This is a genomic window from Nostoc sp. NZL, assembly GCF_015714705.1.
In the GTDB taxonomy this organism is placed as follows: domain Bacteria; phylum Cyanobacteriota; class Cyanobacteriia; order Cyanobacteriales; family Nostocaceae; genus Nostoc; species Nostoc foliaceum_A.
The window spans coordinates 1-15,011 of the sequence record NZ_WBKL01000156.1 but is presented as its reverse complement, the minus strand read 5'-3'; the positions used below and the strand labels follow the sequence as shown (position 1 = coordinate 15,011).

At 43.1% G+C, this 15,011-nt stretch carries 13 protein-coding genes; 5 read left to right on the top strand and 8 right to left on the bottom strand.

The genetic code is table 11. The annotated features are described in order from the left end of the window. Positions 1-4 precede the first annotated feature (4 nt). Positions 5-886 (bottom strand): Npun_R2479 family HD domain-containing metalloprotein, encoded by an 882-nt coding sequence (locus F8R90_RS22220; protein ID WP_196512484.1) that lies wholly within the window; start codon positions 884-886, stop codon positions 5-7. Positions 887-1,456: 570 nt separating this feature from the next. Here F8R90_RS22220 and F8R90_RS22215 point away from each other — a divergent pair. From F8R90_RS22215 to F8R90_RS22205, 3 genes are all read left to right on the top strand, one after another. After that, positions 1,457-2,914 carry an efflux RND transporter periplasmic adaptor subunit gene (locus F8R90_RS22215; RefSeq protein WP_196512483.1) on the top strand — a complete coding sequence of 486 codons (1,458 nt, stop codon included), beginning with the start codon at positions 1,457-1,459 and terminating at the stop codon, positions 2,912-2,914. 145 nt (positions 2,915-3,059) lie between these two features. After that, a complete protein-coding gene (locus F8R90_RS22210; protein ID WP_196512482.1) occupies positions 3,060-6,188 on the top strand; it encodes an efflux RND transporter permease subunit in 3,129 nt (1,042 codons plus the stop codon). 112 nt (positions 6,189-6,300) lie between these two features. Beyond that, positions 6,301-6,777 carry a hypothetical protein gene (locus F8R90_RS22205; RefSeq protein WP_196512519.1) on the top strand — a complete coding sequence of 159 codons (477 nt, stop codon included), beginning with the start codon at positions 6,301-6,303 and terminating at the stop codon, positions 6,775-6,777. 420 nt (positions 6,778-7,197) lie between these two features. Here the strand turns inward: F8R90_RS22205 and F8R90_RS22200 are convergent, their stop codons facing one another. Together F8R90_RS22200 and F8R90_RS22195 are read right to left on the bottom strand one after the other, a co-directional pair. Continuing rightward, positions 7,198-7,614, bottom strand: coding sequence for a cupin domain-containing protein (locus F8R90_RS22200; RefSeq protein ID WP_196512481.1), 417 nt, complete (start codon positions 7,612-7,614; stop codon positions 7,198-7,200). Between the two features lie 382 nt (positions 7,615-7,996). Beyond that, positions 7,997-8,590: an EF-hand domain-containing protein gene (locus F8R90_RS22195; RefSeq protein ID WP_196512480.1), complete on the bottom strand. Its 594-nt coding sequence runs from the start codon at positions 8,588-8,590 to the stop codon at positions 7,997-7,999. Between the two features lie 574 nt (positions 8,591-9,164). On the opposite strand from F8R90_RS22195, the gene F8R90_RS22190 reads away from it, so the two are divergent. Together F8R90_RS22190 and F8R90_RS22185 are read left to right on the top strand one after the other, a co-directional pair. Continuing rightward, positions 9,165-9,632 (top strand): DUF29 domain-containing protein, encoded by a 468-nt coding sequence (locus F8R90_RS22190; RefSeq protein ID WP_196512479.1) that lies wholly within the window; start codon positions 9,165-9,167, stop codon positions 9,630-9,632. 622 nt (positions 9,633-10,254) lie between these two features. Next, the gene (locus tag F8R90_RS22185; protein ID WP_196512478.1) at positions 10,255-11,922 is read left to right on the top strand and encodes an MBL fold metallo-hydrolase; all 1,668 of its coding nucleotides are present in this window, start codon (positions 10,255-10,257) and stop codon (positions 11,920-11,922) included. A gap of 77 nt (positions 11,923-11,999) precedes the next feature. On the opposite strand, the gene F8R90_RS22180 is transcribed toward F8R90_RS22185, so the two are convergent. The 5 genes from F8R90_RS22180 to F8R90_RS22160 form a co-directional block, all read right to left on the bottom strand. After that, positions 12,000-12,311 (bottom strand): DUF6679 family protein, encoded by a 312-nt coding sequence (locus tag F8R90_RS22180; protein ID WP_012408115.1) that lies wholly within the window; start codon positions 12,309-12,311, stop codon positions 12,000-12,002. Positions 12,312-12,529: 218 nt separating this feature from the next. After that, the gene (locus F8R90_RS22175; RefSeq protein WP_196512520.1) at positions 12,530-12,682 is read right to left on the bottom strand and encodes a hypothetical protein; all 153 of its coding nucleotides are present in this window, start codon (positions 12,680-12,682) and stop codon (positions 12,530-12,532) included. Positions 12,683-12,919: 237 nt separating this feature from the next. Then, positions 12,920-13,138 (bottom strand): hypothetical protein, encoded by a 219-nt coding sequence (locus tag F8R90_RS22170; RefSeq protein ID WP_190890622.1) that lies wholly within the window; start codon positions 13,136-13,138, stop codon positions 12,920-12,922. A gap of 233 nt (positions 13,139-13,371) precedes the next feature. Next, entirely contained in the window at positions 13,372-14,160 is a 789-nt protein-coding gene (locus tag F8R90_RS22165; RefSeq protein ID WP_196512518.1) for a Nif3-like dinuclear metal center hexameric protein, read from the bottom strand. Positions 14,161-14,192: 32 nt separating this feature from the next. Further along, positions 14,193-14,942, bottom strand: coding sequence for a hypothetical protein (locus F8R90_RS22160; RefSeq protein WP_196512477.1), 750 nt, complete (start codon positions 14,940-14,942; stop codon positions 14,193-14,195). Between the last annotated feature and the right edge of the window lie 69 nt (positions 14,943-15,011).

Below are 15,011 nucleotides of genomic sequence, written 5' to 3'. Positions count from 1 at the left end.
ACTCCTAACTCCCAACTTCTAACTTTTCTAAATACCGCTGCTGTTCTTGCTGTTGTTTTTCGTGTTCTACAACAAACACATTTGAGTAGAGATTAGCGAGAATTTGTTTTCCCTGTTGTGTCAGTGACAGATAGTGCAGTCCCTCTTGGATATAGGGATAGACACCATTCCAGTAAAACTTCGCGTAGTTATTACGTAAATCGGCAGGGGTTTTATAGCCCAAAACTTTATTTACACCAGTTTCTTCAAACTCGTAAAATAAAGAAGTAATTTTCTTCAGGTAACGCGGGTCGCTTAGTTGACCAATTAAATCAGCAGCACGTACTAATCCTGCAAAGCACTTTGTATCTTGATGATCTTCTGCCGCAGGTACGGGAAATCGAGTTAATTCAATATTGCTCTTAATTGCCTCAGCATCTATTAACTTGTGACCTCCAAAACGCTCATCAATAAAAAGCTTGGCTCTATCAACATGATACGGCGTGAGACTGGCATCAGAAGCGCCAGCAGCTACAGAAATCATTCTGCCATTTTTACCTGTGGCATATAAGTCTGCTGCTTCTCGATCTTGTCGGCAAACTCCCTTAACGTAGCCAATATCATGACACACTAAGGAGATAATACAATGCAACCAGTCTTCGCTGGAAACACCGCCTTCTCTAATGTGTTTGCCACGTAAGATTTCTTGCCCCACTAGGGTGACAAGGACAGTGTGTTCGACATTGTGATAAAGGGCATCGCTATTGGCAATGTTTTCCAAAGCCATGTTACCAGCCCAGGCGATAATGTCCTGATAATCATTTTTGAAGCAGCCATAGGTGCGACGGTAGCCTTCTCGAATTTCATTTACAAAGGCATCAATTAAAATTTCAGTGGCATTGAACATATTTGGTTACTCTGGTAAATACCAATTATTTATTGATTTCATTGATTGATTTCAAAATTCCATTATCAGGGCCACCCTTGCTGGAATTTAAGGCAATGGAGTTTGCTCCTTTGTAACTCACGTGGAGGTGTGGACGCTAGCTTGACCTATGCCTAGATATTGGCTTTCTAGCAGCACAAAGGCTTTAGAGGGATTATGATTTGCGTATAAAATAATTTTTAGTGTAAAAAAGCATATTATAAATAGTTCAGATTTTAATTAGATAAATCTAGATTATATTCATCAGTTTTTCATATCTAACCATTGGTTGACAGTGATCTAAATACATATGGTGTGTGACCTAGAGTATCTAAATAAGATGAGATAATTTTTTGTATTATAATTTACATAAAATTTGTAAGTATACTTTGTTAGTAATTTCTCTTAGTTAAAAAGTTGTATTATATACTGTTTTACGAGAAAGACATTTACGATGAAATGCGTCATAGTTTATATGAAGTAAATAAATTTCAAGTTTTCTTAAGAAAATACCAAGATTGGTATGCATAGACAGAAAGTGGAGGTAGGACTGTGAGCGATGAAAGTGTTTCAGAGGTCGAGGTGGAACAACCTGTAACATCTGAAGATGCTGGCTTTTTGAGCAAATCAGATCAAAAACCAACCAGGGCATGGTTGAAGCCATTATTCTTAGGTGCTGGTTTAGGAATCGCGATCGCCTTTGGTGGGATGGGTGTAATCAGCCGTCTTCCATCCCGTCAACAAAGCGCGGTAGCGGATAAAAAAGTTAACCCAGCGATGACAGTTACCATCGCCACAGTAGAAACCGCCCGTGTTTTCCGTACCCTCAAAACTACTGGAACTGTAGCAGCACACGATTTAATTCCAGTCTTACCGCAGGCAAACGGCTTACAAATCAAAAGCATTCCTGAAGATGTAAAAGAAGGGGCTTTTGTCAAAAAAGGTCAAGTGTTGGCGGTGTTGGATGGTTCCATACTGCAAAACCAAATTAGCCAAGCCAAAGCAGATGTAGAATCAAAACAAGCAGATGTGGAATCAAAACAAGCAGATTTAGCAGCCAAACAGGCAGATTTAGCATCGAATAAAGCCATAGTGCAGCAAAAACAAGCAGATTTAGCTCAAGCTAAGGCGAAGTTAGAAGAAGCAGCCAAGAATTATCAGCGCTATCAACAACTGGCTGACTCTGGAACGATTAGTAAGCAAGAACTCGATACTCGTTCCTACGCTGTGAAAACTGCCATAGAAGTTGTGAATCTGTCCGAAGAAAATGTGCGTAGTGCCCAGGCCAATATCGGCAGCGCCCAGGCTAATATTGGCAACGCCCAAGCTATCATCAACAAAGCCAAAGCCGATGTCCGCAGCAGTGCTGCTAAGGTGCAACAACTACAAACTCAGTTGGGACAAACTGTGGTGCGATCGCCGGCTTCTGGAGTAATCGCTGAGAAACTGGCTAGAGTCGGTGATGTCACTGGTGTACCGCCGCAAACCCAGGTGGGAACTGTGATTGGTGGTACGCAAAAGCTATTTTCGATTATCCGAGATCAAAAACTAGAACTTCAAGCTAAGGTGCCCGAAATTCAACTAACTCAAGTGAAAATTGGCGCATCCGTGCAAATTACTTCTGATGTCGATCAGCGCGTGCGATCGCAAGGACGAGTCAGAGACATACAGCCACAGGTGAACGATCAAAGACGGGAAGCTACAGTCAAAATTGACTTACCGCCAACAACTTTACTTAAACCAGGGATGTTTGCTAGTGCTGCAATTACTACTAACTCAGGGATGAGAATGGTAGTACCACAAAAAGCAGTGCAATCCCAAGCCGATGGAAGTGTAATTGTATTTACCTTATCGAGTGGAGATATAGTCCGCAGCCAAAAAGTAGAGTTAGGAGATCCCACCAATGGCGACAAAGTGGAAATCAAGAGTGGGTTGCAATTAGGCGATCGCGTCGTAGTTGATGGTGCAGGATATCTCAAAGATGGCGACAAGGTTCGAGTCGCAAATTGAAGAAGAAGTCAGAATTTTGAATGCAATCAGTGGGGGATTCAGACTCTTTGATGTGAGATGTCTAATCCAAAATCGTTCGACTGAGCGTTCGCGTAGCGTCTCGTAGAGAAGCCGAAGTCCAAAATCCAAAATCTAAAATTTCCTAATGTCCTTTAATATCTCAGCTTGGTCGATCAAAAAACCTGTTCCCACGATAGTTTTATTTTTAATTTTGACGATTGTGGGTTGGTTCTCCTTCATATCCTTGGGGATTGATACTAACCCAAATATTGATGTGCCAACAGTTTCGATAAAAGTCAGCCAACCGGGTGCAGGCCCAACAGAACTAGAATCCCAAGTGACGAAAAAAATTGAAGATGCCGTCGCCGGGTTGGGCAATATCGATTTTATGATTTCCACAGTCAGCGATGGGAATTCTAATACGACAATCAATTTTGTTTTGGGAACAGATAGCGATCGCGCCACTAATGATGTTCGCAATGCGATCGCTCAAATTCGCCAAGATTTACCCCAAGATATCAACGATCCAATTGTGGAACGCCTGGAATTTTCCGGCGGCCCGGTGATTACTTACGCAGTTAAATCAGATCAGCGTTCTGTAGAAGAATTAAGCAACCTCGTAGATCAAACCATTAGCCGCGCCTTATTAGGAGTCCGTGGTGTGGCACAAATTCAGCGCGTGGGTGGAGTTGATCGAGAAATTCGGATTAACCTCAATCCAAACCGCTTACAATCTCTAGCTATTACCGCCACCCAGGTAAACGACCAAATCCGCGCTTTGAATATTAACTTACCCGGCGGACGGGCCGAAGTTGGTGGTAGCGAACAAAGTATCCGCACCTTAGGAAGTGCCGACAGTGTGGATATGTTGAAAACCTACGAAATCCTCCTACCACAAGGTGGTTCCGTACCTTTATCAACCTTGGGAACCGTAGAAGATAAATTTGGCGATGTGCGTCAAGCCGCCCGCTTGAATAATCAACCTGTGGTAGCTTTCCAAGTGTTGCGTAGTACTGGCAGCGTTCTGGTGAGTGTCGAAGAAGGAGTGAAAGCAGCAGTCAAAGAACTGGAAAAAACCCTTCCCGCAGATGTCAAACTGGATTTAATTTTTACTAGAGCCGATATTGTTCGCCAATCCTACCAAAGCACCATTGATGAATTGATTCAAGCTTCGGTGCTAGCGGTCATCGTCATTTTAGTATTTTTGCGGGACTGGCGAGCAACATTAATTACGGCTGTTGCCTTACCCTTGTCAATAATTCCCACCTTCGCAGTGCAGCAAGCCCTTGGTTACACCCTCAACAACATGACTTTGTTGGCATTAGCGCTGGCGGTGGGCAACTTGGTAGATGATGCCGTTGTAGAAATTGAAAACATGGAACGGCACATGGCTATGGGTAAATCATCTTGGGAAGCTGCTTTTGATTCTTCTAACGAAGTAGGATTAGCAGTAATAGCAAGTGCCGCGACGATCATTGCGGTGTTTCTACCCGTTGCCTTTATGGGTGGGATTCCGGGGCAGTTTTTTCAACCATTTGGTGTTACCGTTGCCGTTTCCACAATTTTTTCTACTCTTGTAGCGCGGATGGTTACGCCGATGATGGGGGCGTATCTTTTGAAAGAGAAGGAGGGGAATGGGGGAGCAGGGAGAGTAATAAAATTCTTCAATTTCAAATTTACCCTTCCAGGTAGCAATAACGAAAGTAGAAAACTCATCACCGAAAAGCGTCAGGGTTTTCAACCTTATAGATCACTTCTCCAGTGGGCGTTACGTCATAGATTGACAACAATGGCGATCGCCTTAGCTTTCTTCATTGCCAGTGCGATGCTGGTTCCCTTAATTCCCAAGGGTTTCGTTGATGATGGTGACTTCGGAATTTCCAACGTATCTATAGAACTCCCTCCTGGTTCCACTTTGTCAGACGTTAATAAGGTAGCCACACAAGCAACTGATATTATTCGGCAAAACCCAGTAGTTGAACGTGTACTAGCAATAGAAGAGATCAATTCTGCAACCCTTGCCATTAATCTCAAACCCAGAGAAGAACGAAATATTTCCCAAAAACAGTTTGAGGAAGAAGTACGCCCTTCCTTTGAGGAAATACCGGGAGCTAGAATTAGTTTCCAAAGTCAGTCACCAGGTGACAGTCGGAAAGGTTTATCAATTGTTCTGAGGAGTGAAAATCCCGAAGCATTGAGTCAAGCTGCTGATGCTCTAGAAAAGCAGATGCGATCGCTAGCCGGATTAGTAGAAGTATCTTCTACCGCGAGTTTAGTTAAACCAGAGATTTTGGTAATTCCCAACCCACAACGAGCCGCAGATTTGGGAGTGACAGTGCAAGCGATCGCTCGGACAGCTTCCCTTGCCACCATCGGCGACAATGATGCAAACTTGGCAAAATTTAATTTGAGCGATCGTCAAATTCCTATTCGTGTGCAAATCGATCCGAAAGCGCGCGCTGACATCAATACAATCACAAATCTGCAAGTCCCCAGTCAAAATGGCAGCTTGATTCCCCTCGTCGCAGTTGCAGACATCCGCTTTGGTAGTGGCCCTGCTACCATCAACCGTTACGATCGCGCCCGTCAAGTTGCCGTAGAAGCCAATTTGCAAGGAATTTCTTTAGGACAGGCAGTCCAAACAATCAACGAACTACCTGCAATGCAAAACTTACCGCCAGGAGTAGTACAGCAACCTTCAGGTAGCGCCAAAATTATGCAAGATATTTTCGGTCGCTTGGGCGGTGCATTAGGACTGGCATTAATGTGTATCTATGCGATTCTGGTGCTGCTGTATAACAACTTCCTCCATCCATTGTCGATTATGGCAGCCTTGCCCTTTTGTTTAGGTGGCGTATTGGTAGCGTTGATGGTTGCACAAAAGCCCTTGGGACTTTATGCCCTGATTGGTGTCGTGTTGCTGTTGGGGATTGTCACCAAAAACTCGATTCTGTTAGTTGACTATACAATCATCAACATGCAGGAAGGTAAAACCCAACGTCAGGCACTCGTTGAATCGGGCGTGTCCCGTCTGCGCCCAATTATGATGACTTCTTTAGCAACGATCGCAGGTACTCTCCCCTTAGCATTAGGAATTGGCGCAGGTTCTGAAGTTCGCCAACCAATGGGAATTGCTATTATGGGCGGTTTCACAACTTCCACCCTACTGACACTGCTGGTAGTGCCAGTGATATTTAGCTACATTGACAACTTCCAAACTTGGATTATGCATACATTGCGCTATGGCTTTGGTAAAAAACCATCGCGCCAATAATTATTCATTGTAGAGACGGCGATTTATGGCGTCTTCCGCCTCGTGCCCAATTTGTGCGATCGCATTTACCAATGGGAATCATAACAAACAGATTCATTACGGTAAATATCCAATGGCTTACCAAAACATTACAGGCTCCCTTTCCCCAGAAGATATCCAAGAAATTAAAGCAGCCTTTGCGACTATCCAAGCAAAGATGCCTTTTCTCGTGACTCTGAGTGTCGAAGAACGACGCAAGTTATTTAAAATGGGCGATAAAAGCCTAGCCTTTGTCAACACTAGCCTGACTGCTGCCCAGTCTAACCGAGACATTTTACCAGCCAGCTTTGATGTAGACGAATTTGTGCGCGATTATCAATTAGCCGCCACCCTCACCGAACTGTTGATTAAACTGCAACAACTGACAGAACAGGTAGATGATACCCTAATGGCAGTCGGCAGCGAAGCAATGGGCAGCAGCTTGACAGTTTACGACTACGTAAAGACAGCTGCTAAGAAAACTCCAGGGTTAAAAACGATTGCCGAACAGTTAGGCGAACGGTTTAAAGCTATAAAAAGTAAACCTGCTAAAGCTACTTCTGATTTATAGGCAAATATTGCCATTCGGTTTATAGCCGTTCTCGCTTGCATCAAATACAAGCATTCGTAGGGGCACAGCATGCTGTGCCCCTACCGCGTATCGTGGTGTACTGCATTCAAACAATAAGTGCTGTAGTCTTTGAACTCCGCGAATGAGTAGTTAAACCTCATTAATGAGTCTTTAATACTCATGGACGAGTCTTTAATACTCTTGGACGAGCCTTTAATACTCGTGAGCGAGCCTTTAATACTCGCGGGAGAGTCTTTGATACTCGTGAGCGAGTCTTTAATATTCGCGGGAGAGTCTTTGATACTCGTCGGCGAGTCTTTGATACTCGTGGACGAGTTTTTGATCCTCATTGGCGAGTCTTTGATACTCGTGGGCGATTATTAAAGACTCTCAATCAGGAATTAGGAATTGCAAGGTTGTTCAACATTTTTGGTCAGGATAAAGACAAATTTCTTGTGGCGAACTTCGGGCAACGATATATTCCATCACTTCTTGCCCGCAATTAACCGGACAATGCACGACACCAGTTTTAATATATAGGAAATCGCCTGCTTTGATATCTACAAATGTATCATTCTCAACACCTAGCAAAACTCTGCACGTTCCCGTAATAATGTATATCGCAGTCTCAAAAGGATGGTAGTGTGGGGTTGCACCTGCTCCTGGAGGAATTATGCCGTGAGCCATACTAAGATGCTTCGATCCGACAGTTTCTTCAGTTACACCCCAGCCTCGAACATAGCCATGATCTGTATCACAAATTCTTTCTGGCTCCTGAACAACTACAACACTACTCACTTGCTGTGAGATGCAAGTATCTAAATTTTCAGAACTCATAAACTATCACCCTAAAGACTATACTATTCAAAATAAATTAGTTCTTAACATCTCAGACTCTAAATAAGAATACAAGGACAGTTAAGACAGTTAAAAAAATATTTATTTAGGAGCGATATTCTAGTTATTCATTGCCTAAAAGGGAAGCTGATACCTCATCAGAGAAATGCCCAAAACCCTGATAATTGCAAAGAATAGTTATTAAACATTGTCTAAATTGGCTCAAACTAGGCAATGTTGATTCATAACTAATAAGTACCGTATATCTAAAAGCTGAAAACCTTTTCAGGTAAAGATTTTCAGCTATATGGTAGAATTTTTTGTGAATCGTTGCACTACCCAAGCTTGGGTCGCGTCAGTCTGGCAACGAGGCTTGAGTAGGTCATCTTGTCTTGCTGCCGACAACCACCGTTTTGTCCCAAACGTCGCCGTACAGCCAGTTGCCTCCCGCATTTTGGTCGCTACTGGTGTAGTATTCCTGCCACGCGATCAGGAGTTCATCGACCGTAAGCTGCCCGTTGCCGTTGCTGTCGAGCTTCTGGAAAGCTAGCTGGCTGTTCGCCGCCTTACAGCCAAAAGCTTGGTGGAATTTGGCGAACTCACTTTGTTCGAGGAAACCGTTGTCGTCTCGATCGCAGATTGTGAAAATCGCTTTTGCAAGGGGATGGAAGGCTGATTTATAGGCTTCTGAATCTTCGGCAAAGGACTTTAAGCCATTGCGCCATTCCTCCGGAGTCACTTGGCCATCGTTATCAACATCCATCTTGGCTTGTACATGAGTCCAAAAGTGTTCAAACGTTTGGAACAGTTTCTGTGTTTTGGGACTGCCCATAGGCTCGCCGAGATAAGTAGCAACACGAGCGGCGAGAGCGAGTACATCGGCTTGTTCTAGAACGCCGTTACCGTTCACATCAGCATGAGTAAAACAAACATCGAATTTTCGATCCAAGAAATCTTGAGTTTCAACAAGAGGCATATTTAATCTCCGTTATATGAAATTTTCTATTAACTTTGCTGTTCAACTATTCCGCGCGGATGAACTTATTTGAGAGTATTTCACAATATTTTATTTAAAACAAGGACAGTTAAGACAGTTAAGACAGTTAAGAAGAAATATAAAATAAATCGTCAAGAACTGCGGGAAAAATTGATTCAATACGCGGCGGATACTAAAGACAATACGGTGAGTAATACCTTTGTGCAGTTGTTGCGAACTAGATAATTCGTAATTCGTAATGACGCTCCTAGGTCGCTCTAAGCGTTCGCGGTAGCGTCTCGTAGAGAAGCCATGCCGTTGGCGCAGCCTCTCGTAGAGAAGGCTTTACGCTGCGCTAACGTTTCGTAATTTAAGAGGGGAGTTAAATCGGGGATTATAAACTGGACATCACGAGGAAAAACGCATTTCTGTGAGTTATAAAGTCCATATTTTTCATTAGCCCACGGAGGAAGAGCTTCATTGTTTGTATAGCCACGAATTCCATTGCCTTGGCTCTAAGTGCGATCGCTTTCATCGCTATGATCAAGTGAGTAACTAGGAGTTGATCTGAGAAATGCCTAACCCGCTATACGATCAAGATTTGCAATTATGGATTGAGCAAACCATTCAACAGTTACAAAATCATGAATTTGAGGCGTTGGATATTGAGCATTTGATTGAGGAACTAGTTGATTTGGGTAAGGCAGAGAAAAATGCGCTCAAAAGCAATCTGACAATTTTGTTGGCGCATTTACTCAAATTAAGGGTTCAGTATGATGTACCTGATAGCATGAAAGGAAGCTGGTATAGCTCAATACTTGAACATCGTCAGCGAGTTCTGAATAATTTAGCAGATACTCCTTCTCTAAAAAGTTTTCTGGTAGAGGCGGTGGAAAAAGCCTACCCAGATGCTCGCAAGCTAGGGATTAAGCAAGGTAAGCTGGCTAAGTTTGGAATTCCCATACCCCAGGAAAGTGAGTACCCTACGGTTTGTCCCTTTTCGATTGACCAGATTTTAGATGAGGATTTTTACGGGCTGTAGAGGATTGCTTGTGCTGTCATATTGCTTCACATCTAGATCGATAGACAGGTGAACCGAAAGGTTCTACAATCTGACTGATTGTGGTAAATTTACCTATTGCCCAATCCACATATGCATAGTAAAGATTTTCTAGTGATTGCGTTTGATTGCGGAAGCACTAAATTAATATAAGAAAGTCTTGATTAAAGGGCAGCAAACAAATGGATGTAAAGCTGATTCTAGCTGGATTAACAGTTATATTCACGATTTCGTGCTTATTTTTTGGCACGAAAAATGGATTCTATGATTCAGATAACTATCACGGAAATGGCTCGGCACATTGAGATAAATCTGTAGACGCTTAGGCGACTTGCCGTAGGGTGAGTTGGCTAAGAGCGCTCAGAACTTGCAAAGAGAAAATAAACAAGAGGCATCCTTTACCTCCTAGTTTGATGGCTTCTCGTTAGCCCACTTTTCCGAACCAGTGCGGGTTCGGTGGAGGCGTCCTCCCCAATCAAAAATCTGTATTCTCAGGGTGTAGGGGCGCACGATAAAACTTACCCCTAAGTCACAAAACCAAAATTTGTGTAACTTTTGGCTTTTGGGATATGTCCATGATGATGAGGTTTGAGGGGAGGAGAGCATGAGGGATAATCTGTCGGCATCTTCTCGCGTAGATGCTGCGGAAGTGGGTAGTGAATTAGAATGTTTGCCCTATAGCGTCCAGCATTACGATGAGGGCGTGTGTTTATTGGTAAAGATGGGGCCACACCGCATCCTATTGGACTGTGGTATGGAGGATATCTCATTGCTGGCTAAGGGGCTTACTAAGTCGATACGTGGAGCTAGTTCGCCCCTACCAGCAGATTTAGTTTTGATTAGTCACGCCCACCCAGATCACGCCAGAGGCTTACTGGCACTGCATAAAGCTTATCCTAAGTTACCTATTTATGGCAGCGAAGTAACCAGCAAGTTACTGCCACTGAATTGGCTAGACCAAGACGCTGAGAAAATTTCCCAATTTTGTCATGCCTTGCCGTTGCGATCGCCTGTGGAATTCCAAGAGGGTTTGGTGGCAGAATTATTTCCCGCAGGGCATCTACCAGGGGCAGTGGCAATTCTCCTTACCTACACCACCAAGCAACGTACTTACAAGCTACTGTATACGGGTGATTTTTTCCTGTCAAACTCCCGGCTGGTAGAAGGTTTGCGTTTAGAGGAACTGCGGGGCTTAGACTTGGATGTGCTGATTATTGAAGGCAGTTATGGCACATCCCGTCATCCCCATCGCCGCAACCAAGAAAATCAACTAGCAGAACGAATTAATCGCGCGATCGCTGACCACTGTTCTGTAATCCTTCCCACCCCGGCTTTAGGATTGGGTCAAGAACTGCTAATGCTCTTGCGGTCACATCACCACTTCACCGGACGAGATTTAGATATCTGGGTAGATGGTGCTGTCGCTACTGGCTGTGATGCTTACCTAGAACTGCTTCCCCACCTTCCCCCATCTGTACAGAACTTCGCCCGCCATCAACCCTTGTTTTGGGATGAACGGGTGCGCCCCCGCGTGCGTCGTTTGCAATCAGAACATCGTCCCACTGTGGGCAAGTCACCTTGTATAGTCCTTACCGATTCTACGGATGATTTAGGTAAGCACTGCCAACTAGACACAGGCCCTTGGCTAATCCTCCTACCAGAAAAAATTGATATAAAAGTTAACAAAGAATATTTAGCACCTACAACTGTCGAAACCTATCTCCTGGCTCAACATAGTGATGGCCCTGGTACTACGCAGCTAATTCATAATTTGCGACCCCAGCACGTCATTTTTGTCCACGGTTCTCCTGCCTACTTGGCAGACCTGACTAGCTTAGAGGAGTTGCAAAACCGCTACCATGTACATTCCCCGGCGGCTGACACCTTAGTAGAACTGCCTATCGGCGATACATTTTTACAACCGGCAGCACCAGAAACTAACTACGAAGGTGAACTGACAGAGATGGGAACAGTAATCACAATCACCCTAGCAGATGTGATTACTACTGATCCTCGTTGGCGACAATTTGCCGATACTGGTTTAATCGAAGCTCGTTGGCAAGGGGAAGAACTAGTATTAAGGGGATTGTCTCAACGAGAATTGCTCAATCAAAATAGCGATCGCTATACATGGACAGATGTAGACTGTTGTGGTACCTGCCGACATCAAAGGGGGCAGCGGTGTTGGAACCCAGCTTCCCCGTTGTATAACTTTAAGGTAACTCTAGAAGGTTACTGTCCTGCCTTTGAAGGTTTGAATGATAGTCAATAGTCATTAATCCGCTGCCCTTTATCATTTTTAATTAATGACTAATGACTAATGACTAATGACTATTGACTAATGACTAATTATTCTGGATTCGAGTCAGTGTAACGGTTGTGGATGCGTTCAGCTTCGGGACAGTCTTCTGTCATTAGAGGTTCCACATTCCCGCGCGGTACTGAAGCCAATTTTTGCGTTACAGCACCAATGCTCTCGAGGCGAACCATTTCTTCCCAAGAACAAACTTCGTCCTCTTCTTCTGTTTCATAGCGTAGGGTCACTAAATCTCCCTCTATGTCGATGATGCGGGCGCGTTCAATCCAGCGTTGCTGGTCCCGCAAGAAAACACATACCTCGCGCCCATCGCAACAGAGTTGATAAATCTTGCGGTGTAGCATGTACTGTTTCTGCCTTTTTAAACAACGTAGTTAAACCTGTCAAATCTGGGTTCTACCCCATTACATTACACCTTTAAGAGGTTAATTTCACTGTTCGGAACAACTACGCTTCATGACCCAATCCCAAGACTTGCTTATATTTGTCAAAATCTTAGGAAATATTGGGTAATAAATCAATGATTGCTCTAGCAATGAACTCAATCTCCTTCTGGCTCATTCTACGGAATGTCTGCTTCATAGAAGTCAAACAATTCGGAACCTGTCCTAACCAGGTTCATATCTGTTGATGAGTCATTCTTACCATTATGTAATAAAGAATACTCCAAAACAATCGTTGATTGCGGTTGTTTAACTTGCCTACTTTTACTCATTGGCATTACTGGGAAGTCCGGGGACTTAGCTTTACTTTTACCCATGTGTATCTGATCTTAACTCATTCTCTTGCTGACCTTGATGGTTTTCAACAACAACATCCAAAGAGTTTTGAGTTTTTGAGATTTTCGCCGGATTCAGCACTCAGGAAAAACGAAAGGAGATAAGAGTAGGGGCATAGAAGAGAAAGATTTCCTTACACAAAGTTCCAGATCCCTTGCTTGCCTGTGGAAGTATCAGCAAGATTTATATGGTATTGGAAATTCTATAAGCGCATTCGACGAGGATGCTTCCCGTTTAATTTGACCGGCGCGAACTGCATCGTATAGGGCTGCAATGACTGGCAAATCCTCTGACTGATAGCATTTAGTTACCAGCACTTGATGGAGTAAACCCTCAGATTCAACACTAAGATATCCAGTTTGGAAAGCAGATTCAATGATTGTGCGAATCATCTCGGTTAGGGCAGAGTAAACAATTTGTTACCTCAAGTGTGGAACATTTTCCTGTATTACTAATTGATATGGAACATTGGTATCATGTGATTATAGTTACAAGTAATTAGTGATTCATATCACAAGAATGCTTCATAATAAGAGTTTTTGATGTGACTGCTACATAGTTTGGCAATATTAAACTATAGAAAAAATTTTAGACAAGCACAAAAAATATAGTGAAACATAAGCAATCAAGCCAAAAACTGGCGGAAATCTTCATCCTTTTTACTTAATTGCACCCAGTCTAGGTTTAAAGACTGGAATTTTTGCACCAAGCGATCGCAAGCCGGACGTTCGGTAGCGTAATGTCCAGCATCGATTAAAATGAGATTGCGATCGCGGCTTTCTTGAAACTGATGAAATTTACAGTCAGAAGTCAGATAAGCTTGAGCACCACTTTTGGCGACGGCTGAAATAAAACTAGCCCCCGAACCACCCAAAACGGCAACTCGTGAAATTGTTTGCTGTAAATCAGCACTTGGGGAAAAAATCAAATTAGGAGGAGCAAGTCGCGTTTGAATGGCTGCGAGTAACTCCTGTAATGTCATAAATGGCTCTAGCGAACCAATACGACCATATCCTAACCCTGCTTGTGTAGATTCTATGGGAGTGACTTCTTTAAGTTCTAAAATCTGAGCTAAAACATCAGCAGTCCCATCTTGCACTTGGTCGAAATTCGTGTGGGCAGTGTAAACACCAATATTGTGCGTAAAAGCTAACCGTACCATTTCTGCGATCGCTTCACCACTGCGTAAAGATTTGGGAGGAGTAAAAATTAAGGGATGATGGGCAAATATCAGATTAGCATTTTCTGCGATCGCTTCTTGCATTACTGCCAAAGTCGGTGTCAAACATACTAAAACCCGTGCTTTTTCCTGCAACAATCCTGGTTCAATCTGCCAGCCGCAATTATCCCAGCTTTCACACCAAGCGGGATTTGCCCATGTTTCAAACCAAGTAATTAAGTCAGCAATTTTCATAATTATGTTCTTCAGCAATTTTTTATTGCTAATCAGTGTCTCTGTGGTTGAATATTTAATTTTAATGCTAATTGCTGGCGCATCTCCTGGAAGGGTTTGTTCCATACAGGGCTATCATCCCAGTTCCACACTGCCACTGGAATCAGTTGTTCTTCAGCAAGATAAGTTAGTAGACGGTATTCATCTTCTGGTTCACGAGAAAATGTGAATGGATTGCGGTAGCCGCTATCACATAGTTTATAAGATGTTATTTGTCCGTGATTAATCCGTTGTAAAATCTCCTTACCTTTGACGAGCAAATAATCCAAAAAAACCAGACTAAAAGGCTCTATATGTTCGCGCTTTTGTGGGTCTTTTTGTACCCATCTTGCCCACTCAAATCCATACATAAAATCGTGAACGTAACGGAAGCGTATTTCCGTTTTATTTCCGAACATCTCTGTCAGAGAGACCATCCTTTTACCAAAAAGCTTTAAAAAAGGAACAGCACCCTCTTCTGCTATTAAAGCTTGTCTGAGCATACTACTCACCATAAAATCAAAATCCCAGAAGATATTTTCTGGGAAGTTTTGCAACTGAGTACGGACTATGCTTTCAAGAGTTTCTCGAAGCGCTGTGAAAATTTCAATGTCGATATTTTCTTCAGTAATCAAATCCCCCAACTCTGCAAAACTGGTAATTAATGTCTTTTGGGGATTAAGTGATAATAGGGTAAGAGACTGTTGGGCAAGTATTTCATCAATAAATTGGAAAGTATGAGTTGGTGCCAGTTCTTGCTTCATAGTAATTGAAATAGCCCAAACAGCTTATATTAAATATTATTTTATATTAAAATAATTAGAACATTAAAT

Bases quoted from the DNA above. Each gene is read 5' to 3' on its own strand.
- F8R90_RS22160 (WP_196512477.1), bottom strand. From the start codon at position 14,942: ATGAAGCAAGAACTGGCACCAACTCATACTTTCCAATTTATTGATGAA.
- F8R90_RS22210 (WP_196512482.1), top strand. From the start codon at position 3,060: ATGTCCTTTAATATCTCAGCTTGGTCGATCAAAAAACCTGTTCCCACG.
- F8R90_RS22205 (WP_196512519.1), top strand. From the start codon at position 6,301: ATGGCTTACCAAAACATTACAGGCTCCCTTTCCCCAGAAGATATCCAA.
- F8R90_RS22185 (WP_196512478.1), top strand. From the start codon at position 10,255: ATGAGGGATAATCTGTCGGCATCTTCTCGCGTAGATGCTGCGGAAGTG.
- F8R90_RS22175 (WP_196512520.1), bottom strand. From the start codon at position 12,682: ATGAGTAAAAGTAGGCAAGTTAAACAACCGCAATCAACGATTGTTTTG.
- F8R90_RS22220 (WP_196512484.1), bottom strand. From the start codon at position 886: ATGTTCAATGCCACTGAAATTTTAATTGATGCCTTTGTAAATGAAATT.
- F8R90_RS22180 (WP_012408115.1), bottom strand. From the start codon at position 12,311: ATGCTACACCGCAAGATTTATCAACTCTGTTGCGATGGGCGCGAGGTA.
- F8R90_RS22165 (WP_196512518.1), bottom strand. From the start codon at position 14,160: ATGAAAATTGCTGACTTAATTACTTGGTTTGAAACATGGGCAAATCCC.
- F8R90_RS22190 (WP_196512479.1), top strand. From the start codon at position 9,165: ATGCCTAACCCGCTATACGATCAAGATTTGCAATTATGGATTGAGCAA.
- F8R90_RS22195 (WP_196512480.1), bottom strand. From the start codon at position 8,590: ATGCCTCTTGTTGAAACTCAAGATTTCTTGGATCGAAAATTCGATGTT.
- F8R90_RS22200 (WP_196512481.1), bottom strand. From the start codon at position 7,614: ATGAGTTCTGAAAATTTAGATACTTGCATCTCACAGCAAGTGAGTAGT.
- F8R90_RS22170 (WP_190890622.1), bottom strand. From the start codon at position 13,138: ATGATTCGCACAATCATTGAATCTGCTTTCCAAACTGGATATCTTAGT.